Source organism: Paracidovorax sp. (assembly GCF_057642795.1).
In genome coordinates, this window is sequence record NZ_JBXYZY010000027.1 from 185,017 (window position 1) to 205,821 (window position 20,805).

General features: G+C 64.1%; 17 protein-coding genes and 3 pseudogenes. 12 read left to right on the forward strand and 8 right to left on the reverse strand.

All coding sequences use genetic code 11. The features are described from left to right. Position 1: 1 nt before the first annotated feature. Both drmB and drmC read left to right on the forward strand, forming a co-directional pair. Positions 2-1,858 carry a DrmB family protein gene (gene drmB, locus AC3A84_RS10180; protein ID WP_487969526.1) on the forward strand — a complete coding sequence of 619 codons (1,857 nt, stop codon included), beginning with the start codon at positions 2-4 and terminating at the stop codon, positions 1,856-1,858. Between the two features lies 1 nt (position 1,859). Then, a complete protein-coding gene (drmC, locus tag AC3A84_RS10185) occupies positions 1,860-2,621 on the forward strand; it encodes a DISARM system phospholipase D-like protein DrmC (RefSeq protein WP_487969527.1) in 762 nt (253 codons plus the stop codon). Between the two features lie 370 nt (positions 2,622-2,991). Here drmC and AC3A84_RS10190 read toward each other — a convergent pair whose 3' ends face one another. Continuing rightward, positions 2,992-3,750, reverse strand: a complete 759-nt coding sequence (locus AC3A84_RS10190) for a helix-turn-helix domain-containing protein (protein WP_487969528.1) — start codon at positions 3,748-3,750, stop codon at positions 2,992-2,994. A 146-nt stretch (positions 3,751-3,896) separates the two neighbouring features. On the opposite strand from AC3A84_RS10190, the gene AC3A84_RS10195 reads away from it, so the two are divergent. The 4 genes from AC3A84_RS10195 to AC3A84_RS10210 all read left to right on the forward strand — a co-directional run bounded on the left by AC3A84_RS10195 (position 3,897) and on the right by AC3A84_RS10210 (position 8,375). Continuing rightward, positions 3,897-5,453 carry an AAA family ATPase gene (locus tag AC3A84_RS10195; RefSeq protein ID WP_487969529.1) on the forward strand — a complete coding sequence of 519 codons (1,557 nt, stop codon included), beginning with the start codon at positions 3,897-3,899 and terminating at the stop codon, positions 5,451-5,453. 304 nt (positions 5,454-5,757) lie between these two features. Further along, positions 5,758-5,925, forward strand: a complete 168-nt coding sequence (locus AC3A84_RS10200; RefSeq protein ID WP_284465235.1) for a hypothetical protein — start codon at positions 5,758-5,760, stop codon at positions 5,923-5,925. A gap of 48 nt (positions 5,926-5,973) precedes the next feature. Beyond that, complete coding sequence (locus AC3A84_RS10205; RefSeq protein ID WP_284465236.1) at positions 5,974-6,174, forward strand: hypothetical protein; 201 nt, start codon at positions 5,974-5,976, stop codon at positions 6,172-6,174. A gap of 2 nt (positions 6,175-6,176) precedes the next feature. After that, a complete protein-coding gene (locus tag AC3A84_RS10210) occupies positions 6,177-8,375 on the forward strand; it encodes an ankyrin repeat domain-containing protein (RefSeq protein ID WP_487969530.1) in 2,199 nt (732 codons plus the stop codon). 102 nt (positions 8,376-8,477) lie between these two features. Here AC3A84_RS10210 and AC3A84_RS10215 read toward each other — a convergent pair whose 3' ends face one another. After that, positions 8,478-8,756: a hypothetical protein gene (locus tag AC3A84_RS10215; protein ID WP_034399611.1), complete on the reverse strand. Its 279-nt coding sequence runs from the start codon at positions 8,754-8,756 to the stop codon at positions 8,478-8,480. Positions 8,757-8,953: 197 nt separating this feature from the next. Further along, positions 8,954-10,054 (reverse strand): hypothetical protein, encoded by a 1,101-nt coding sequence (locus AC3A84_RS10220; protein ID WP_487969531.1) that lies wholly within the window; start codon positions 10,052-10,054, stop codon positions 8,954-8,956. Positions 10,055-10,206: 152 nt separating this feature from the next. On the opposite strand from AC3A84_RS10220, the gene AC3A84_RS10225 reads away from it, so the two are divergent. From AC3A84_RS10225 to tnpC (AC3A84_RS10240), 4 genes and pseudogenes are all read left to right on the forward strand, one after another. Continuing rightward, positions 10,207-10,455 carry a helix-turn-helix domain-containing protein gene (locus tag AC3A84_RS10225; protein ID WP_088388367.1) on the forward strand — a complete coding sequence of 83 codons (249 nt, stop codon included), beginning with the start codon at positions 10,207-10,209 and terminating at the stop codon, positions 10,453-10,455. 159 nt (positions 10,456-10,614) lie between these two features. Next, positions 10,615-11,028 carry an IS66-like element accessory protein TnpA gene (gene tnpA, locus AC3A84_RS10230; RefSeq protein ID WP_487969532.1) on the forward strand — a complete coding sequence of 138 codons (414 nt, stop codon included), beginning with the start codon at positions 10,615-10,617 and terminating at the stop codon, positions 11,026-11,028. After that, on the forward strand, positions 11,025-11,357 hold the full coding sequence (gene tnpB, locus AC3A84_RS10235) for an IS66 family insertion sequence element accessory protein TnpB (protein ID WP_141101002.1): 333 nt from the start codon (positions 11,025-11,027) through the stop codon (positions 11,355-11,357). Before tnpA ends, tnpB begins: the two co-directional genes overlap by 4 nt. Before the next feature lie 63 nt (positions 11,358-11,420). Continuing rightward, positions 11,421-12,996, forward strand: a pseudogene (tnpC, locus tag AC3A84_RS10240) (IS66 family transposase). Between the two features lie 194 nt (positions 12,997-13,190). Here the strand turns inward: tnpC (AC3A84_RS10240) and AC3A84_RS10245 are convergent. Further along, entirely contained in the window at positions 13,191-13,559 is a 369-nt protein-coding gene (locus AC3A84_RS10245) for a glyoxalase superfamily protein (RefSeq protein ID WP_088388392.1), read from the reverse strand. Positions 13,560-13,943: 384 nt separating this feature from the next. Between AC3A84_RS10245 and AC3A84_RS10250 the strand changes: the two are divergent. Continuing rightward, positions 13,944-14,508, forward strand: a pseudogene (locus AC3A84_RS10250) (MFS transporter); the annotation flags it as partial. Here the strand turns inward: AC3A84_RS10250 and AC3A84_RS10255 are convergent. From AC3A84_RS10255 to AC3A84_RS10270, 4 genes are read right to left on the reverse strand one after another with little or no spacing between them, the layout of a single operon-like run. Further along, a complete protein-coding gene (locus tag AC3A84_RS10255; RefSeq protein ID WP_375134483.1) occupies positions 14,444-15,580 on the reverse strand; it encodes an ABC transporter permease in 1,137 nt (378 codons plus the stop codon). The pseudogene AC3A84_RS10250 and the gene AC3A84_RS10255 overlap by 65 nt on opposite strands. A 54-nt stretch (positions 15,581-15,634) precedes the next feature. Then, the gene (locus AC3A84_RS10260; RefSeq protein ID WP_487969533.1) at positions 15,635-16,819 is read right to left on the reverse strand and encodes an ABC transporter permease; all 1,185 of its coding nucleotides are present in this window, start codon (positions 16,817-16,819) and stop codon (positions 15,635-15,637) included. Beyond that, positions 16,816-17,850, reverse strand: a complete 1,035-nt coding sequence (locus AC3A84_RS10265) for an HlyD family secretion protein (RefSeq protein ID WP_016445622.1) — start codon at positions 17,848-17,850, stop codon at positions 16,816-16,818. The genes AC3A84_RS10260 and AC3A84_RS10265 overlap by 4 nt, the downstream gene beginning before the upstream one ends. Next, positions 17,847-19,277: a TolC family protein gene (locus AC3A84_RS10270; RefSeq protein WP_016445621.1), complete on the reverse strand. Its 1,431-nt coding sequence runs from the start codon at positions 19,275-19,277 to the stop codon at positions 17,847-17,849. The genes AC3A84_RS10265 and AC3A84_RS10270 overlap by 4 nt, the downstream gene beginning before the upstream one ends. Before the next feature lie 353 nt (positions 19,278-19,630). Between AC3A84_RS10270 and tnpC (AC3A84_RS10275) the strand changes: the two are divergent. Next, positions 19,631-20,626: pseudogene (gene tnpC / locus AC3A84_RS10275) on the forward strand (IS66 family transposase); the annotation flags it as partial. Positions 20,627-20,805: the final 179 nt, after the last annotated feature.

Genomic DNA, 20,805 nt, shown 5'->3' on the forward strand with positions numbered 1-20,805 from the left:
CATGACCACCAATAAAACACCCGTCGGGGAAGTCCGCCCCAGCCAACTACTCTGGACATACGGGCCGGGCGCGCTGATCGACCTGCCGAGCCTCTCGGTGGTGACACTGGGCATCGACCAGTGGGAGAAAGATCGCTGCCAGCCCATCGGCGAGCCACGTCTACTCGCAGCCGTCCGCAAGGTTCTCGGGTCGCAGGTGGAGAACCTGCGTGTACCGCCGTTCCAGAAGAGCGAACTCGTCGATCCGTGGTCGGCGGAGGCGAACATTGGTGTTCCAGTCCGCCCGTTTCCGCGCTGGATGCGCTGCGTGAAGTGCGGTCTGCTGTCGCCTTTCGACGCGGGGCTGTTCGAGATCAAGGAAAACCGCTTCCGTCCGGAACGAACCCGGTTCGTCCACAAGGGATGCCGTGGCTCCAAGGGCGACCAGCCTGCGAAGGACGCCGATGCCGTTCCGGCGCGTTTCCTCTTGGCTTGTCGCGACGGCCACCTTGACGATTTCCCTTGGCATTACTTCGTCCACGGTGGCAACAGTTCGTGCAAGGGAACGCTGCGCTTCTTCGAGAGCGGGGCTTCGTTGCAGACCGAGAACCTGTGGGTGAAGTGTGATGCCTGCGGCGCATCGCGCAGCATGGCACACGCCTTCGGCAAGGCCGGAAAGGAAAACCTGCCGAGTTGCCGAGGCCGACATCCCCACCTCGATCATTTCGACGAAGAGTGCGACGAGGAAGCCCGGGCAGTCCTGCTGGGTTCGACGAACAGTTGGTTCCCGATCACCCTGTCGGCGCTCGCCATCCCGCAGGCCAAAGACCCGCTCGGCCAACTGATTCAGGATGGATGGGAGTTCTTCGACGATCTGGATTCGGAAGCCGCCGTCGCGGTGACGGTGAAGACCTTGAAGAAGACCGGGGCCTTGCCGGGTATCGACAAGTACCCGGCATCGGACGTCTGGGCGGCCATCGAAGCCCATCGCAACGGCGGCGGTCAGGACACCGTTGGTGAAGCCGACATCAAGGGGCCGGAGTGGGAGGTGCTGACGGCGGCCAATCCGCCTGCCGACTACCCGCACTTCATGAGCAAGAAGGTGGCCACGCCGCCCGGCTTCGAGAATCGAATCGGCAGAGTGCTGCTGTTGGAAAGGCTGCGCGAGGTCAACGCCTTGTTGGGCTTCACTCGCGTGGAAGCGCCCGAGCAATCGAGCGCCCCCAACGAGCGACCACAGATGGCAGGTCTTGCGCGCCGCAAGCCGGATTGGGTTCCCGCGAATCAGGTTCACGGCGAAGGAATTTTCATCCAATTCGACGAACAGGCGCTGAAAACGTGGGAGGCGCAAGGCGGCGTCAAGCGCGTAGACGGAATGCTCGAAGGCGGTCATCGTGGATGGCGAAATTCGCGCCACCTCGACCCGAACGAGGGCTACCCCGGCATCCGGTACGCCATGCTCCACACGCTCTCGCACCTGCTCATCCGCGAGCTGGCGCTGGAATGCGGCTACAACGCAGCGAGCATCCGCGAACGAATCTACGCCGACGTGTCGAGCACGAGTCCCCAAGCGGGCATCCTTATCTACACGGCGGCCGCCGACTCCGATGGGACGCTGGGCGGTCTCGTCGATCTCGGCAAGCCGGAAAACCTCGGGCGACTGCTCCGGCAGGCGTTGAACCGATCGAAGATCTGCTCGTCCGATCCGCTCTGCTCCGAGCACGATCCGGCGAAAGACCGTTCGCTCCATGCGGCGGCCTGCCATGCGTGTAGCCTAGTCGCCGAGACCTCCTGCGAACGCGGCAATCGTTACCTCGACAGGTCATTGCTGGTGCAGACCCTCGACCGAGGGGATGCCGCCTTCTTCGCAGGCCTGTGACATGGAAAGACTGCTGGAAGCTGTCACAGCCGTGGTCTGTCTCGTTTCGCCCGAGAAGGTTCGAGCGCTAGCGGGTCGGATTCGGAAAGCCGAGGACGTGAAGACGAACGTCGCCCTGTCGGATGTCGTTGGCACGGCCACAGCCGGAGCCGTCGTCGAACGGCTCGTCGATGCGTGGCGGGCCACGTCGGTCGGTTCCGACGAGTTGGCATCGATGCTGCTCGCTGCAGGCCATGCCTTCGAGAACGTATCGAAGCACCAGTCCACGGAACTCGTGTGGACGGGGCCGACGACGCCCTTCGTCTCCGCCCGTAGAACGGAACAGGCGCTATTGCAAGTCATCGGCGCGGCCAAGAAAAACCTGTTCGTCACCTGCTTCGTGGCCTACGACGTCTCGACCATCGTGAAGGCGTTGAACGATGCCAGCGCACGCGGTGTGAGCATCTCCATGCTGCTCGAATCGTCGCAGGATCATGGAGGCAGCATCTCGTTCGACGTGATCGGCAAGATGCGGACGCTGGTTCCCTCGACGAAGCTCTACGCTTGGCGCGAGCGATCGGCCCCGTTCGCAGACGGGCGGGTTCACGCCAAGGTCGCGGTCGCCGACGACGACTTGTGTTTCATCACCAGCGCCAATCTGACCGGCTACGCGATGGAACAGAACATGGAAGCCGGGGTGCTCCTCTGGGGCGGGCAAATCCCGAGGCTGTTGCACGATCATTTGCAGGCACTGATCGACACGAAGACTGTCTCGCTTGCGTGACAAGTGCGGTTTCAATAAGTTGGTCGAACTTGCTTCTCCCTGTATGTTCGACCAAGTGTTGACACAATGTCCAGCGTAGTGCCAACACATTGCGTACGCATTGCTCGGCTGACTGTTCGCACAGAGCTAGCACAGTGCCCCCACCTGTTTCACACATAGTAGGCACCTAGCTTCGCGCAAGCTTGGCGCCGTCTGTCACACATTCATGCTGGACGCACGGTCGAAACAGGTTGTCCCCACCGCGTTCGGCACATTCTTTGAGCTAGCTTCTTTAAGCTCAAAGAATGTGGCCGCTGAGTACCAAGCCGACAGGTTTGGTGGGAAGCGGCAGATGGGGACAGACCGCCAGCTGCTGCGTCCACGACAACTCCTAGGCTGAACCCTCGTTGCGGCCAGGTGCCGCGTTGGCTCCGCCGAGCACCAGCAGGTCGATCTTGAAAGCCAGCATTGCGGGACTGATCCCAGCCCGCATGGCCTTGCGCAACGTGGCCTCCAAGATACGCCAGCCCAGCGAATCCCCTTCGGTGAGCGAAAAACCTTGCCCAGGGGGTGCCCCCAAGTGCTGCATGAACCCATGCGCCAGCTCTCCGCATGAGATCTCCTGCCCTCCTTGCTCGGAAAGGCTCAAGAGCGCGGAAGCCACCTCTCTCGGGTCTTGGGTCGGAATCCCTTCCAGCGCCACAGGCAGAGCGATCATGCGGTCAGGCCTGACCATCGCGGCCAAATCGTCCTGCGCAGTCGGCCCCGGCGTGAGAGACAGCCGAACCCATGCCTCGCCCCACTGCAGAAATCTTGTATGGGACATGCCCGGATGCTCATCGAGAAACAAGCATCGGGGCGCCACTGGTTCCTGAAGCAGGTTGAAAACGCTGCGCAGGTGCGCACAGTCACCTTGGTCGCTCCAGGTGTGAACCATGTCTGACCGAAGCTGCCCACCTTGGACACCCAGGTGGTAAAGCAACGCCGTCACGCGCGTCGCAGAGATGACCTGCGGTTTACCTTTCAGCCAAGCAGACAGGTTGGCCGCGCGGATGCCGGTGGCGTCGAACACTGCAGCCAGCGTGAGGCCTCGCAGACGCAAGAGCGCACCGGCCAGTATGGGGAGTTGCTCGCTGCTCAAGGCAGACATGTCGGCCTCCAAAAGAATCACAGTAAATCACTATAACCAAGAGCAACGCGGCACGCGAACACTGGATCATCGCGCCTTGTATTGTTATAGTAATTTATAGTTAATGAAAGGAGGCCACCATGACTCGTCCTAACAGCCGTCGCCCCATGAGCCGCGCCGCCTACCAAGCGAGCCTGGCGGTCTTGAAAGCCGAGCACCCTTGGCTGGCCAAGCAGGTGGTGGAGCCCGCCCCTGGCCACTTGGCGGTGCTGGCCCATTTCGTGGGCCAATGTGAGCTGCTGATGAAGCCGGCCGACTACCGCCACGTTCCGCTCTTTTGCGCCACCAACCAGCGCGACAAGCTCAGCTTGCGGGTGGAGCTGGTGGGCGCCAGCATCAACAGAGACAGGGCTTTGTTGGATCTGATCGAGGCCGCCCGATATGCAGCCCAGCAACATTGCCCGGTTTGCTCGGCGCCGGTGATTGGCGGCGATGCGAACGCAGGCCAGGGCGTGCGCTGCAAGCAGCACGAGGCCACCATCGGGCTCTTCGCCGAAGACCTCAAGCGTAATCACAAACTGGCGTTAGCTGCAGGACTGCTGCCGGCCGCCACCAAGACAGAGAAGTCGGTGCGCGGCGAGCCGCTCGATCCGTCCATCGACGAAGCCGTGCACGCGCTGGCGCAGTCGTTGCCCGACATGAAGCCACCGGCAGCGGCGCCGGATCAGCCCGTCCCGCAGGCAGCACCTCGGGCAACACCCCAAATCGCGTTCATGGACGCCGCAGGCCTACGCAGCTTTGTCGAGCGCCACCGGGCCAAGCCAGACGAGAAGGCCAAGCGGGCCCAGTACATCGCCGAGCGCATCCGGGCCGCTGGCCACGAACGGCGCAAGCTGGGTGAGCTGCCCGATGACTGGACAGAGCTGATCGAAGACTTCCAGCGTGACTTCCCCAACTTCGCTGAGTTGGCCGAGGTACTGCACGACCACTTCGCCCTGCATGCGATGGGCGATGGCCGTGTGGCATGGTCGCCTATCCTGCTAGTCGGCCCTGCCGGGATTGGCAAGACAGAGGCCGCCCGCTGGCTGGCTGCGCGGCTGAGCCTTCCCTTCCGTGTAATCGACATGGCCAGCACCCAGTCCAGCTCGCCGCTGGCCGGGTCGGAATCGTTCTGGTCGAACTCGGAGCCTGGCGTGGTGTTTGAGCTGTTGGCCTACCAGCCGCTGGCCAATCCGGTGATCGTGCTGGACGAGCTCGACAAGACCGACCAGCAACGTCAGTACGACCCGCTGGCGGCGCTCTACACCCTGCTGGAACCTCGCAGCGCGCGCGACTTCATCGACCTCTCGATCCGCGATTTCGCCATCAATGCCAGCCACGTGAACTGGATCGCCACAGCCAACAGCATCGAAAGCATCCCGGCGCCGCTGCTGTCGCGCATGACGGTGCTTCAGGTGCAGGCCCCAAATGCAGAACAGGTGGCTCACATCGCACAACAAATGTACGGTCGCATGCGGGCAGAAAGCCCCTGGGGATCGGTCTTTGCGCCGAAGCTGGATGAACAGGTGGTGGAGGAGCTGAAGCGCCTGCCGCCGAGAAGCTTGGGGTTGGCACTGAAGCGTGCCCTGGGGCGGGCAGCACGGCAAGAGCGAGATCACATTCGGGTGTGCGACCTGCCGGACCTGTCTGCCGCAACTCGCAAACCGATGGGGTTCACGGCATGAGACCGCTCCAAGGCGCACGCACCGTACGGGTGTAAGCGTTTCAGCGCACCCGCCCTGTGTGGCCAACAACGCTGGCAGGCAGTGTGCCGGTTGAGCATGGGCGCAACTCAGAGCGCTGCATACGAGTGGCGCTGATGGCGCGGCGCAGCCCATCCTTCAAGGAGTGGGCGGATCGGGACGCAGCCGCCGCAAGAAGACCAAAACAGAAAATTTCTTCAGCGGTCGCGCGGGATACCAACTGCCGCAAGAAATCTAACCTTTCGACTGTTGCCGATGTGCGCAACGTCACCATTGAAAGGTTTCCATGTCCAAGTCCTCTGCCAAGTCCACCCCGATGACCAGCCAGGCAGCCGCTCGCATCCAATCCTCCACCGCAAAGGCCAACGGCGGACAAGTGCCAGCTGGTAGCTTCGCTGCGCGGGCACAGAGCGCCGCTGCCACGAATCAAAGCGGCGCCAAGGGCTCGAAGTAACCGGAGCTGAGCCTGGCGCCAGCGATGGCGCCAGGCCTGAAGTTGAACATGAGATACAGCAATGACAAGACGGTCTCCGCCCTGGTGCGGACACTGGTCCGCTCAGGTTGGCAGTACGTGAACGGCAAAACACATGGCAAGCTAGTCGCGCCGAATGGCCGCAGGCTTGCGGTGCCGGGAACTCCGAGCGACTGGCGGGCCAACCTGAATTTCCGCAGGGACATTCGCCGCATCGCCGCGATCAAGTGACCATGACAAGACAACAACCCCCGTACCCCAGATTCGGCGAATGCATCTCGGCCTTGGCCGGAGCAATTGACGCCAACAAGACCGGCAGCGACGTTGGACGCTTGGCCCGAGAGGGCGATTTCGACTGGGAGCGACTGGATACGGTCATCGCCGAACTACTCGTTGACAGCATTGCAACAGTCGTCGGAGAGCCAACCCGCCAAATCTTTGAGCGCTGGGTTGCCGCCGTTCGGTCTGCCTACACGACGCTTGTTCTGGACGTGTCACTGGATGCCCTGGGACGCAACGATGTCCTTCCAGTATTGGTCGAGCACTTCTTTGCTCCGTCCGGCGGACAACTGCTGCGGCAAATCAGCGCCGACATCCCGGGCCCTGATTTGCAGCTCTTGCTCGCGGACAACCTGCAACCACTGCAGGTGACGCTCGAATGGCTGGACAGCGCCGTCGGAGGCCCCGTAGAGAAACTGCTGTATCCAGGAAGCACTGGATCGGCTCGGGTCGAGCAGGAAAAGGTCCGAAAGTGGCGTACCGGCACCGACATTCCATCAGCGCAAAGCATCAAGCTGTTCCACCAAAGGTTGATCGAATGCTGGAAGCCGATCCCTGCCTGCCCTGTTTGGCTGATGATTGCTTCTGCCCTGTCGAGGCTAGAAAAGCAATCGGCGGCACCGCTGCGATCGTTGTTGCACCTTTACGTACAAGGGACCACTCCGCCCAGGAGGCCCATAGAGAAGCAGCTATCCGAGTTGGTCGTCCGCGCCGGACACGCATGGCCCGAACTCGCTGAGCCTGGCCGACAGCTTTGGCACGACCTCCGCCGCACGTCGGCAAAGCAGCCCGGCGATCAAGAGCGCACATGGCAGCAAATCGAAGCACTGGAGCGGCTGGCCACAACCAGCGACCCAGAGGGACGCACCGCGTATCACTACAGCTGGATGAAAGGCCGCTGGCATGTGCTGTCCGGGCAGTATCAGGAAGCGCTTCCGCACTACAAGAAAGCGTTCGAACAGGCGTGCTACCGAGCAGGGCACCAAGTCAAGGACATCATTTCCGAAGCGTCATGCCTGTCGGCCTTTCTACCGAAGGAACGGGTGTTCCTGAAGCAGCTCAAGCACGTGGGCATCACACTCGGGCTGTACCGCAAGCCTGAAGCCGGATCGGTTCTCGAAGATTGGGAACTTGATCAGCTCGCACTGCAGATACCACTCGAATTTCCAGCATGCGGACGATTCGCGGAGTGCCAGCAAGATCTCGCAGATGAGCCCATTCAAGGATGGCTCTTCATCGACCGAGACGCTATTGCCAAATTGAAACCCGACCTCAAGACACCGAGCCGCGTACGGGCCGTGCATTCTGCAGATGGGCAGGTTCGCCGCTGGCCACAGTTACGCCTGTTTGCTTCGTTTGGGCTTGTTGAGCAAGTCAAAGCTCTGCTCGACGCGGGCGCCTCTGTAGACGAACTGGACAGCTCCAATGCATCCGCACTGCTCTGTGCACTTCAGCACGCAGAACAGACCGGGAAGCGCGAGGTCCTGGACCTGCTTTTGGAAAGGCCCCATCAACGCTCCACGATCAATGCGGTTACCCGGCGAAAGCAACTAACGCCATTGATGTGCGCAATCGATCTGGGGCTGGCGGATGTCGTCAAGACCCTGATCATGCAAGGTGCAGATGTTGAGCAGCGCGCGTTGACCGACAGCCAATCACCGCTGTACTACCTGGTGAGTCGGTTGTCTGGCAAGGTGAACCCAACGCGGATGCTGGTCACCTTGACTGCGCGAATGATGCAGGAGCCAGACTTGGTGCTTCAGGACACGTTACGCCGATTCGGTGTTGGAGTCGCGGGCGCCTTCGGTTCGAGCACAGCCGCGCTGCGCTCGCATCAAGAACTGGCAGTTGCTGTGGCCAAGGCGCTGGTTGACCAGCACGTGTCAAGGCAATCCGTTCCCAAGTTGATGCGAATCGCAGCAACGCTCCTGGAAGCAGGAGCCAACCCGAACGCATCTCACAAATATCCGGTTCCTGGCCGAACGCCGCTGATGCTGGCGGCCGAACACGACTTGACCGAGCTGTTTGATTTAATGATCCAACGGGGTGGTGAGCCACTCAGGCCAGATGCACATGGGCAAGACAGTTGGCTGATCGCGCGAGCCTTTCAGTCGAGGAGGGTGCTGAACTACCTGAGCCGAAATCCCTGCTGACGGCAGGCCCTTCGCACTTGCACCTGTTGGCTCGGGACTGTGAGCGTCGGCTCATCAGGCGATTACGGTAATTACGATAGTTACCGTAATCGGTTGCTGCCGTCATCCCCGCTGGTGAGCCTGCCCACACGTATGGCAGAACCACGTGCGCTGCCACTGGCGCTTCGCCGCGCTGTAAGCCTTAGCCTGGGCATGCCAGCCCTTCATCAGCAGCCAGCCCAGCGCGATGACTCCAATCCCGACTGCCGCTTGCTTCCAGTTGTAGATGAGCAGCGCCAAGAAGGACATGCCGACCCGGCAACCCCGCTCGAAAAGGTCGCACACCGTAGCAGCGTGATAGACCGTCGCTCCACCCAGCCCAAACGCAATGATGAACGGCATCGGTGACGGGGGTGCAGGCGGGGCGCAATGCTGAGCCAACACCGTGGACTGCGAGCCCTGGCTGCTGCCTTGAACGAACTGCCCATCTGAAGTGACTGCCGTGTGCGTTGCGTGGAACTGTTGCGTGCCGCCTGCATGCACGACAGCCATCGGCTGAGTGTGCGTGCTGCCGCAGCTCGGGCATTGCATCGCCATGGTCAGCCCTCCGAGCCTTCGGTATTGACTGTGCAGGTCAGCGTGGCTTCGCCGCCCTCCATGCCCGCCGACAGCATGCCGACCTTGGTCAAACGGCCATAGGTCTTGCCGTCCTTGCCCAGCTTCAACGAGCCTGATTTCGCAAGCTGCTGGACCGTAAGGCCGGGCAAGTAGCTGCGGTAGGTTTGCTCACCCCCGTCACGTGACACTGCTACCTTGCGGACGCTGACCCCATAGACCTTGACGGGCTCGGTGAGCGTGACCGGCGTGACGCCTTGATCGGAATTCCATCCCGACTGCTTGAGCAGCGACTCAGCCAGTTCAAATCGTGGACCGATGGCCGTGCAGCTCAGCGCCTGTTCGAGCTGCGCCTTGGTCTTGGCGTCCACGGGCTGCGACGCTCCGTTGCTGGAGGCAGGCCGCACGGTTGGCTTGATGACCGCGTTGGCGTCATACCCTACCAACCAGAGATTGGTCGGTGCGCCCGGCTGCCAGCCGGTGTCTAGCACCAGTTGCTGGACAAACCCCTGAAAAGCGAGCTGCTGCCGCTCGCTGATCGGCTGCCGGTCGGGGATGGCCAGCATGGGCGGCTTGGGGCCAACGGTGCGGACATTGCCGCTGTGCTCGACAGCCATCTGCTGCATGAAGAGGTGCAAATTGGCGGCGTTGTTGACCGCGTACCCCACCGACTGCCCCCAGCACACAGAGAAGGCGGGCACCGCTTCGGACTTGGTCTTGCTCCACCAGATGGTGGCCGTACCGATCCAGCAGTCGTTGCGAGACCAGTCCGTGACCGTGACAGCCACGCGTGGGAAGTAGGTCTTGGACGTTCCGTCGTAGGGATGCTTCGCGAAGACACCCGCCAGCTTTGTCTCCGAGACGCGCGGTGCAGCAGGAGCGCTCGAAGGGATATCACTCTGCCTCCCTGCACCGGAAGTCGGTGCAGGAGCCCGTGCGGCGTCAGCGGCTGGGGCGGCCTCAGGAGTGCTGGCCGATGCCCTGGCTGCGTTCCTGGGCTGCAGGCCGAGCTTGTCGCGCAACGACACCGACACGCGAGTACTGCCATCCGGCTGTTCCGTCGTAGTGCAGCCGGCCAAGATCATGGCGGCGAAGAATAGGCAAATAGCGATCCTCATTCATCTTCTCCCATAGGCTACTTTCATCTGCCCATTAACGACTTAACGTCACTTATGGTTGACATTAAGTCTCTCATAGCTTGTAGCCTGTGCGGGCGTGAGTGGTCACGCTTGGCTGCATGACGAAGAACAAGGAAAAGCAGTCAGCTCGAATGGTTTTTGCGGCCAACCTGCGCCTGGCCCGCCGTCTGCGCGACGTTTCTCAGGAAGCCCTGGCACTTGATGCAGGGCTGTCACGGACGTACGTCAGCGAGGTAGAGCGCGGAGAGCGAAACGTGTCCATCGACAACATGGGGCTGCTGGCTGACGCCCTGCAGATCCCGCTCAAAGACCTTGTCGATCCGGAGCGATTCAAGGTCTTGGACTAAGGGTTGAGTCGCCGATTGCTCTGTGGTGGGATGGACCAAGTCCGCCACGACCGGTTTTCCACAGATTCGCGCAGCCCAACTGTAAGCGTCCGCCGAACTCATCTTGAAGTCGGCGAACAGGCCTAGGATGCTCGTGTCCACTAACGCATTGGTGGACACGTGCACACTATCCAAGACCAGCCTTCGGAGGGTTCTCCCCGACGTCGGCGATTCCACAGCGACGAGTTCAAGGCGGTTGCGGTGGCCGCGGCGGCGCAGCCCGGCGTGTCGCTGGCCGCAGTGGCCATGGCACACGGCATCAACGCGAACCTACTTCGACGCTGGGTGCGCGACGCCGAAGCGATAAGGGATCCAGCGTTGGACCGGCACTCCAAGGCCTTGCCGGCGGCCTCCACCGGTGCATCAGGCCCGGATTTCCTGCCGGTGCAGTTGCCGCCACTCTCCGCGGCCCCGCCTCAACCCCTCAGCGACATCCGTCTCGAGGTCCGCCGGGGCACCACCATAGTGGTCGTCACTTGGCCCGGCGGTCTTGCCGCCGAGTGTGGAAGCTGGCTGCGCGAGCTCTTGCGGTGATCCGCGTCGACGCCGTTTGGATGGCAGTCGAGCCGCTGGACATGCGTGCCGGGACCGAGGCCGCGCTCGGGCGCGTGGTGAAGGTCTTTGGCGAGGCGCGCCCCCACCACGCCTACCTGTTCGCCAACCGCCGGGCAAACCGGATGAAGGTGCTGGTGCATGACGGCATCGGAGTGTGGCTCGCTGCCCGGCGCCTCAACAGTGGAAGGTTCGTCTGGCCGAGGGACGGGGCCGGCAAGCTGACCCTCACGCGTGAGCAGTTCGACATGTTGGTGCTTGGTCTGCCGTGGCAGCGCATCGGCGAGGCCGCGATCATCACGGTGTTGTAGAGCAGATCAATTGCGGCATACGCCGATGGCGCACGGCCTCCGCCCTCGGCACGATCACAACTCGTGATCGCCGACGAGCAACTCGATACCCTCGATCCCGAGCAACTGCGCCAGGCACTGCGCGCAGCACGGGCGGAGATGGCGCTCAAGGACCAGCTGCTCGCCAAGCGAGAGCACGAGGTTGCGTTCAAGCAGGCCGTCATCGACAAGCTCACGCACGAGAACGCAGTGCTCAAGCGACTGAAGTTCGCCGCCAAGAGCGAGGCCTACACCGCTGAGCAGAAGAGCCTGCTCGAAGAGACGCTGGACATGGACTTGGCGGCCGTGGCCGCCGAGATCGACGCGCTGCAGCCGTTGAGCCAGCAGGCTGAAGACAAGAAGCGTCCCAAGCGCCAGCCACTGCCGGCGAATCTGCCGCGGCGCGAAATTCGCCATGAGCCCGAGGACACTACGTGCGGCTGCGGAGCGCCGATGAAGAGCATTGGCGAGGACGTCGCGGAGAAGCTCGACTACCAGCCGGGCGTATTCACCGTCGAGCGGCATGTTCGCGGCAAGTGGGTCTGCGCCTGCTGTGAGAAGTTGGTGCAGGCGCCGGTGGCGCCGCACGTCATCGACAAGGGCATTCCCACCGCCGGGCTGCTGGCCCAGGTGCTTGTAGCGAAGTTCCTGGACCATCTTCCTCTCTACAGGCAAGAGTTCATCTTCCAGCGCGCGGGGATGGCGATTGTGCGCTCCACCCTGGCGCAGTGGGTCGGCGAATGTGGAGTCCAACTGCAGCCGTTGGTCGACGCCCTGTCGGCAGAGCTGCTGCGTCACCCCGTGCTGCACGCCGACGAGACGCCGGTGGCGATGCTCAAGCCAGGAAACAAGAAGACCCACAAGGCCTACATCTGGACGTACTGCACGACCCGCTACAACCCAACGAAGGCGGTGGTGTTCAACTTTGCCGAAACGCGCAGCGGCGAGAACGTGCGCGAGTTCCTCGGTCTGCAGAGCCACACGCCCTGGAAGGGAAAGCTCGTCACCGACGGCTTCAGCGGCTACAAGGCGAGCTTCGATCTCGGGGTAACCGAGGTCGGATGCGCAGCGCACGCTCGGCGCAAGTTCCACGAACTGTGGGCGAATCACGGCAGCCAAGTCGGCGAGCGCGCGTTGAAAATCTTCCAGCTACTGTTCAAGATTGAAGAAGAGATCGCCGCGCTCACGCCTGAGGAGCGACGACGAATCCGACAGCGCAAGTCACGACGCGTGGCGCGACTCCTTCACCGCTGGCTGCTCGCCCAGAGGCAACAGATCCCGAACGGATCGGCCACGGCCAAAGCGATCGACTACACCGCTCAAGCGGTGGGAGGCCCTGACGCGTTACCTCGAGGACGGCGCCCTGCCGATCTCAAACAACTGGGTCGAGAACCAGATCCGCCCGATCGCCTTGGGAAGGTCGAACTGGCTGTTCGCGGGAAGCCTGCGAGCAGGCAAGCGAGCGGCTGCCATCATGAGCCTGGTGCACTCGGCGCGCATCAACGGGCACGATCCCTTCGCGTATCTGAAGGACATCCTCGAGCGGCTGCCGACGCATCCAGCCAGCCAAATCGACGAGCTGCTTCCTCACCGTTGGAATCCGCCGGCAGCCGCGCTCTAATCCGCCTCGCCGTCGTTAGGACGGGTTCACCGGACGGTTCCCGACGATCTCTTGCCGCATCGCTGGAAACGAGCCGCTTGAGTAGCACTACAGCGCCTCGGAACCGCACCGGCGCACAGGACACGGGCCACTCTCGCAGCAGTGCAACCGCCGCTTCAGGCTAGAAGCGGCCATAGGCGGCCGCGGCTTCTGCATCAGGTGCTGACAGCGTCGGTGAACGTCAGACGGTTGCCGAACGGGTCCTTCACGGTGACGTCCTTGGAACCCCAGGGCGTCTCCTCCAACTCGGGACGGGCATTGCCGTAGCGCCGTCCGGCCAGTTCCATATGGAGCGCTTCAATATCGCTTGTCTCGATACGCATCGCGGCGCCAGGACAGGCGTCGCCGTGGTGCTCGGAGAGATGAAGCACGCAGGCATCACGGGAAACCTGGAGATAGAGCGGAAGTCCCGGTTCAAAGCGGTGCTCCCAGTCGACTTGGAAGCCAAGGAACTGCACGTAGAACTCCCGCGCCTTGTCTTCGTCGAAGATGCGCAGGATCGGGGTGGTCGAAGAGAGTCTCATGAGCGCAAGCATCACGTAGATTGCGCTCGCCGACAATCGGGCAAGGGAGGGGGTCAAATCCCGCTCCCGCTGCCCAGCAGCTGTTCGAGTTGTCAAGGTGGGTTCGCAGGACGCTTACCACCTTCTGGCGGATTCTGCCAGTGCTGCACTGCGACGACTGAATGCCTTTCCAAGTCCAGCTCACAGATGAGCCAGGAGCCCTCTCGCATGCTTATTCGCTCGAACCCGGCAGCATGCCTAGTCAGGACCAACGATTGGCCATCCTCAGCGCGAAGCTTGGCGAGGCGTGAGAAGGGGTGCGCTTCGACGATGAGGGCGCGAACCGCTGCAGCCATGCTTGCTCCCGCCACAAGGATGCGCGTACAGCGCCGACAGTGCATCCGGAAGGTAGTGATCTGGGACGCGCGATGCCCTGCCGGCCACGCCGTTTGCGGGCAGCTTCTACAGCCAGGCGGCGCTAGCCCTGCTGGGCCTGCCCTTGCTCATGGGGCTGCGTCTGCCACCTCCGCAGGCCAAGAGCGCTGTGGCTGCGATGCCCGCCCGCTGGCAGAAATCGCGCGCTCACCCCCAGTTCATCGTGGTCTGCGCGGCCGGCATGGTCAGCTATGGGCTGATGGCTTTCTGATGACGGCCGCCCCCATGGCGATGGTGGGATGCGGCCACAGCGTGGGCGAGGCGGCCATGGGCATACAGTGGCATGTGCTGGCCATGTTTGTGCCCAGTTTCTTCACGGGCAAGCTGATTGCACGTTTTTGGCAAGCGCCCCATCGCGGCTCTGGGCATGCTGATGATTGCCACGGCCAGCATGCTTGCCTTGCTGGGTCTGGAGCTGTTTCACTTTCTGGGGCTCGCTGATTTGCTGGGCGTGGGCTGGAACTTCGGCTTTATCGGCGCCACGGCCTTGCTGACCGAGTGCTTCCGCCCCGCCGAGCGGGCCAAGGTGCAGGCTGCGGCTGCGCTCCCAGCCAGAGCACGGCCGCCCAGGTCAACAGAGCCATGGTGGCCAGCCAGGACAGTTGCGACAGGCCAGCTTGCAAAGGCGCACCCAGCTGATTGAAGCGCAGCGAGGCCTCTATGCCCGCCGTACTGGGCGACAGCCAGCGCAGCCACTGCAGCGGCTCGGGCAAGGCCTCGACGGGCCAGGTGAAGCCTCCCAGAAACGCCAGTGGAATCGAGGAAAACAGCACCACTTGCAGGGCCCGCTCGCGATCGGCCAGCCACCAGCCCAGCAGGCAGGCGCAGCCCACGACGGCCGGCACAAAGCAGGCCAGCAGCGCCAGCGCGCCCCAGGGGTTGCCGCCGTGCGGAAAGTCCTGCCAGATGAAGATCCAGCCGAAATAGAACAGCCCGGCCAGCCAGCCCGGTACGCACAGTGCCAAAAGCCGCGCCAGCCATTGGCGCGAGCCAACGCGGTCGGCACCTTGCTCGCGCCAGGTACCGACCAGCAGCGCGCTGCCCATCAGCAGCGTCTGCTGCAGGATGAGCACGGACACGGCCGCCACCACGAAGCTGCCATAGCCTTCGGTGGGGTTGAACAGGGCCACGGCCTGGGCGTTCACGGGCGAGCGGCTCACGGCCGCCTGCGGTGCGCTCTGCCCACCGGCCTGCAGACGCTTGATCTCCACGCCGGCCGAGACGGTGCCGAAAGCCTCGGCAAAACCGTATTGCACCTGCTTGCTGACCAAGGGATAGGCGCCATTGGCGTAGACCGGAATCACCACATTCGCGCGGCGCAGCACATCGCGCTTGAGATCGCGCGGCAGCAGCGCATAGCCCATGACCTCGCCGCGCAGCACGGCCGCGCGCGCTTCGCCTTCATCGGCCGTGACCAGCTGCGGATGGATGCGCGGGCTGGCCTGGGCAAAGCGCAACATCTGCCGGGCCAGGCCCGAGTTGTCCTGCACGACCACGGCCACGGGCACGCGCTGCACCACTTCGGAACTGTAGAACCAGGGGTAGAAAAAGCCGTAGAGCACGGGCGCCCCCAGCAGCAGCAGGACCGCACCCTTGTCGCGCAGCATCGCAACCAGGCTGTCCAGCCACAGGCGCAGAAAACCGGTTTGGGCGTCCATGGCTCAGCGCCCTCCCCATTTGTCGGGCCGCCTCAGGCCGCGCAGCAGGCCGGCCGAGGCCAACGCCAGCAGTACCAGCGCCGCCAGCAGCAGTCCGCAGACCACGGGCAGGGTCTGGGCCACGGGCGCGCCCATCTGCCACTGCTCCATCTGCAGCCGCGCGTAATGCGTATACGGCATGGCCAGGGCCCAGCCGCGCGCGCTGCCCGTCATGGCCAGCAGCGGAAAGCCCACGCCGCTGAATGCGAAGGCCGGGGCCGACAGCAGGCCCGTGCCCGATAGCGCCGTGCGCAGCGAAAGCGTGACGCCCGCCAGCGCGGCCCCCGCCGCCAGGCTCAGCACCACCAGGGCCGCCAGCCCCACGCCAATCCATGCCATGCTGCCGGCCACGCTCCAGCCACGCAGTTGCGCCAAAAACAGCAAAGCCGCCATGCCGCTGCCCCAGAGCAGCACGGCCGGCAGCAGCAGCTTGCCCAACAGGGCCGCCGCCACTCTGGCCAGACTCGCGGACTGTCCATCCGGGCTCAGCCACTCACCCAAGGTGTGCTCGCGCAGCTCGCGGCCCACGGACCAGGCACCGGCCGTCATGGCCAGGATATGGATCAGCGCGGGCACCAGCGTGGCGGCCAGGAACTGCTCGTAATTGGTGGAGACATTGAACAGCGCCACCAGCTGGGTCTTGATGGGCTCCATTTGCACGCGCAGCGCCTGGTGGGGCGAGCCGCGCTTGGCCGCAGCCTGCATTTCAACACCGGCCGACAGCGTGCCCACCACCTGGCGCACATCGCGCTGCAGCAGGCTCGATGCGGTGGCCAGTTGTGCGTTGTGCAGCAGCGTGATGGCGCCGCCCGCACCATGCTTCACGTCACGCGCCAGGTCTGGCGGAATATGCACCACGCCATAGACGTCCATGCGCTGCAGCGCATCGGCGGCCTCGCCACGGTTGAGCACGATCTGGCGCACTTCCAGCCCCGGTGTGGCTGCCAGCATGCGCACCAGCTGGCGAGACAGCGAGGAAGGATCTTCGTTCCAGACGGCGATAGGCAGCCGGTAAGGCTGGCCGGCCGAAAAAATCCAGCACATCAGGCCCAGGGCCAGCATGGGCAGCCAGCTGACCATGGCCCAGTCCCAGGGGCTGGCCCGCAGCCGCCCCCATTCGCGGCGCAGGCTGGCGGCAAAGGGACTCACGCACCACCCTCGACAATGACGCTCATGCCGGGGCGCACGCCCTCGATAGGCTTGGCTGGCCGCGCCCGCACTTCGAAGGTACGCGCATCGAAGCCCTGGCTGCCGCGCGTGGTGCGCCAGGTGGCGAAGTCGGGCAGCACGCCGAGGAAGTACACCTCGAACTCGGCCTCACGGTTGTCCAGCGCCGGCAGCCGGCCCGTGAAGCGGCTCTTCATCGCAAAGCGCTGCAGCTGGTCCTCGCGCACATTGAGCACCACCCATTGGTCGTTCAGGTCCACCACGGTGACCACCGAAACGCCCTGGGGCGACAGTTCACCCTGCTTGGCCAGCACATTCGCCACCTCGCCACCCACGGGGCTGCGCAGCTGGGTCTCGGCTTCGGCGGCCTTGACCTCGGCCACCACGCCATCGACCTGGCGCACCTGGGCGGCAGCGGCGGTCCTGTCCTCCGCGCGCGCACCGCTGGCCGCCATGTCGTACTGTGCCTTGGCAGCCCGGGCCTGGGCATCCGAGGCGCGCCAGTTGGTCTGGGCCTCGTCGCGCTTCTGGGCCGAAACCAGCCCTTGATTAAACAGGCTTTGCACGCGGTCGTACGAGGTCCTGGCCAGCTCGGCCGCTGCCTGGGCGCGCTGCCAGCTCAGGCCGGCCATCTGCACCTCCTCGGGCCGGGCACCGTTGCTGGCCTTGGCGGCCACGGCCTGGGCCGCATCCCGGGCCGCCTGGGCCTGGGCCAGCTTGGCCTGCACCTCGGGACTGTCCATTTCCACCAGCAGGTCGCCGGGCTGGATGATCTGACCCTCGCTCACATACACCTTGGAGATGCGGGCCGTGACCTTGGGCGCGATATCGGCCTCACGCGCCTCCATCTGGCCCTGGAAATACGGGGCCGCAGGCTGGGCAGCGCGCCAGAAGCCCCAGATGATGAAGATCAGCACGGCGGCCATGGCGATCAGCGCGGCCACAGGCAGGCGCCTGGCCTGCTTCGGCACTTCAGGGCTGGAGGGTGACGGGGTCGGTACGGGTGTATTCATGGAGCGTCTGCTTTGATCTGGATATCGGCACGGGCCATGTAGCGGGTGAAGTCGTCGGTCTGTCCCGTGCTTTCAAGCAAGGCGGCCAGGGCCTGCACATACTGGTTGGCGGCGGCGGCGCGTTCGGTCTGCACCTTGGCCAGGTTGAGCTGGGCGTCGATCAGCTCCAGCGCCGTGCTGGTGCCCTCCTTGAGGCCGGCCGCGCGCAAGCGCAGCAGCTCGCGCGCCAGATCCTCCTGGGCCTGGCCGGACAGATACTGGGTGCGCGACTGCTCCACGGCCAGCCAGTTCTTCTCGACCAGCAGCGCGATGTCGGAGCGCACCTGAGCGTCGGTGAGTTCGGCCTGCTCCACCTTGCGCTGGCCGGCGGCCGAGAGCTTGTCGCGGTCAATGCTGTCCCACAGCGTCCAGCGCACGGCCACGCCGGCCACCCAGTTGGGCTTGCCCGAGGTATTGACTTCACGCATGCCGAAGGCCAGCACCTGCGGCTTGCGCAGCGCTTCGCTGGCATCGTGCAGCGACTCGGCCTGGCGGCGCTTGGCCGCCACCTTGCTCAGGCCCGGGTGGTGGCTCTGAGCCGCGTCCAGAAACTGCTGCAGCGGCGGCAAGGCCTCGCTGCTGACGAACAAGGGGGAGCTGGGGCGCACACCGCCCACCCCACTTGCTACGTGCACGGTACGCAGCAAGGCGCTGCGTGCCAGGCGCGCATCGTCGTCGGCCTTGCGCGCCTGCTGCTGGGCATCGGCCAGGGCCGCGCTGGCCTGCAGCCGCTCGACCTGGGCGATCACGCCGGCCTTGAGCATGCGCTGGGCCGCGTCGTCGTGGGCGCGCACGCCCTCCAGCGCGCGGCGGCGCAGGGCCGCGGCGCGCTCGGCCAGCTGGGCCGTGAAGTAGCGCTGCACCAGCAAGGTGTTGAGCTGGTCGGCGCTGGTGGCGGCATCGGCCAGCGCTTCATCGGTCATGGCGTCAAGTTCGCCGCGCACCGCATCGCCCAGACCGCCCATGTAGATGGGCCACACGGCCGAGAGGCTGGCCGAGGCCACATTGCTCTTGCGCTGCAGGTCGTAATTGGCCGGCAGGCTGGGCAACTGCCCCACGGCGCCGCCCAGCTGCGGCGGCAGGTGCGAGATGCCATTGCCCAGGGCGCGGCGCGCCGGGTCGGGGTCCAGGTCGACATTGGCCGAATAGCGGTAGCCCATGCCGGTGATGGCCACCGACGGGCCGCCCAGCCCCTGCATGCCCTCGCGGCGCAGGCGGGCGCTGTCCACGGCCTTGGCCGAGGCCGCCAGTTGATCCGAACGCTCCAGAAACGCCGCCCTGGCCTGCTCAAAACTCATGGCCTGAGCTGCGGCAGTCGTCTGCGCCCGAATCGGCAACGCCGCTGCCAGCAGCAGGCACAGGGTCACGGGATAGCAGCTGAACTTCATGAATGGCTCCAGGCTCTCTTGAATAGTGTAGAGAGAAAACAACAGGATGTCCTGCCTCTTCAGCTGGAAATCTCTCGGCAAGAGATCGATTTTCTCAGCGTCGGCCGGCCGCTACACGAGACAAATCATTACCGGTGGGCATGTGCGAGCGCAAGCCTACTGAGACAGCTCTTTTATAGCACCTAGACTGCGCCAGCGGCTCGTCGCCGGTTGCGGTTGCGCTGCCCCCAGGATCAGCAACGCGACGGTTCAGAGTCCGTGGGTTGAATCGTAATGGGTTCGATTGGTTGCGCAGTGGCGCCAGCTCGCTGGCGCCACTGCGCGGCGAACACCGCCGGCGGCAGGTACCCCAAGGTACTGTGAGGCCGGTGCTGGTGGCCAAGTACGCCGATCACCTGCCGCTGTACCGCCAGGAAGGAATCTTTGCTCGCGCCGGCCTTGCAATCCCGCGCTCGACCCTGGCGCAGTGGGTGGGCGCCTGCGGCGTGCAGCTGCAGCCGCTGGTTGACGCCATGAAGGCCGAGCTGCTCACGCAGCCCGTGCTGCATGCCGACGAAACGCCGGTGGCCATGCTCGATCCCGGCGCGGGCAAGACGCACCGGGCTTACCTGTGGACTTACTGCAGCACCGGCCTGCAGGCGGACAGGTTGGTGGTGTTCGACTTCGCCGAAAGCCGCGCCGGCCGGCACCCGGCCGAGTTCCTCGGGCACCCCGGTGAGGGCGCTTGGCGCGGCACGCTCGTGTGCGACGATTACTCGGGCTACAAAGCCTTGTTCGCCAGCGGCGTGACCGAGGCGGGCTGCCTGGCGCACGCGCGGCGCAAGTTCCATGAGCTCTGGGCCAATCACAAGAGCCCGGTGGGCGAGCAGGCATTGGCGCTGTTCGGCAAGCTCTACGACGTTGAGCGAGAGATCGCACACCATGACCCCGAAGAGCGCTGGCGAGTTCGGCAGGAAAAGGCCAAGCCAATTGCCGACGCGTTGCACATGTGGCTAACAGGCCAGCGACAGAAGGTGCCACCAGGATCCGCCACAGCCAAGGCGATCGATTACAGCCTGGGTCGATGGACCGCGCTGGTGCGCTACCTCGATGACGCACGCCTGCCCGCGGACAACAACTGGGTGGAGAACCAGATCCGTCCAATTGCGATCGGAAGATCCAATTGGCTGTTCGCGGGGAGCCTGCGTGCGGGCAAGCGCGCCGCGGCCGTCATGAGCCTGCTCCACTCGGCCAAGCTGAATGGCCACGACCCCTACGCCTACCTGCGCAACGTGCTGGACCGCCTGCCTACGCAACCGGCCAGCAGGATCGCCGAGCTGCTGCCGCACCGCTGGTCACCCAGCGCTTGACTTGCCATGAGACTGGCGATGCGGCAGTCAAGATGACTTCACCGCGCGCTTACGCCCAACTACCAGTAAAAGTATCTGAAGAGCTATCAGAACCCCTATCTGTATAGAACATAGAACAGGGGCGATCTATCGACCCTGACTGGGGCGATTTATCGAGGAACCGGCGTTACAGCAGGGGC

Excerpts from the sequence above, each read along its gene's own strand:
- drmB (WP_487969526.1), top strand. The coding sequence starts at position 2 with ATGACCACCAATAAAACACCCGTCGGGGAAGTCCGCCCCAGCCAACTA.
- drmC (WP_487969527.1), top strand. The coding sequence starts at position 1,860 with ATGGAAAGACTGCTGGAAGCTGTCACAGCCGTGGTCTGTCTCGTTTCG.
- AC3A84_RS10190 (WP_487969528.1), bottom strand. The coding sequence starts at position 3,750 with ATGTCTGCCTTGAGCAGCGAGCAACTCCCCATACTGGCCGGTGCGCTC.
- AC3A84_RS10195 (WP_487969529.1), top strand. The coding sequence starts at position 3,897 with ATGAGCCGCGCCGCCTACCAAGCGAGCCTGGCGGTCTTGAAAGCCGAG.
- AC3A84_RS10200 (WP_284465235.1), top strand. The coding sequence starts at position 5,758 with ATGTCCAAGTCCTCTGCCAAGTCCACCCCGATGACCAGCCAGGCAGCC.
- AC3A84_RS10205 (WP_284465236.1), top strand. The coding sequence starts at position 5,974 with ATGAGATACAGCAATGACAAGACGGTCTCCGCCCTGGTGCGGACACTG.
- AC3A84_RS10210 (WP_487969530.1), top strand. The coding sequence starts at position 6,177 with ATGACAAGACAACAACCCCCGTACCCCAGATTCGGCGAATGCATCTCG.
- AC3A84_RS10215 (WP_034399611.1), bottom strand. The coding sequence starts at position 8,756 with ATGCCGTTCATCATTGCGTTTGGGCTGGGTGGAGCGACGGTCTATCAC.
- AC3A84_RS10220 (WP_487969531.1), bottom strand. The coding sequence starts at position 10,054 with ATGATCTTGGCCGGCTGCACTACGACGGAACAGCCGGATGGCAGTACT.
- AC3A84_RS10225 (WP_088388367.1), top strand. The coding sequence starts at position 10,207 with ATGACGAAGAACAAGGAAAAGCAGTCAGCTCGAATGGTTTTTGCGGCC.
- AC3A84_RS10245 (WP_088388392.1), bottom strand. The coding sequence starts at position 13,559 with ATGAGACTCTCTTCGACCACCCCGATCCTGCGCATCTTCGACGAAGAC.
- AC3A84_RS10255 (WP_375134483.1), bottom strand. The coding sequence starts at position 15,580 with ATGCTGCGCGACAAGGGTGCGGTCCTGCTGCTGCTGGGGGCGCCCGTG.
- AC3A84_RS10265 (WP_016445622.1), bottom strand. The coding sequence starts at position 17,850 with ATGAATACACCCGTACCGACCCCGTCACCCTCCAGCCCTGAAGTGCCG.
- AC3A84_RS10270 (WP_016445621.1), bottom strand. The coding sequence starts at position 19,277 with ATGAAGTTCAGCTGCTATCCCGTGACCCTGTGCCTGCTGCTGGCAGCG.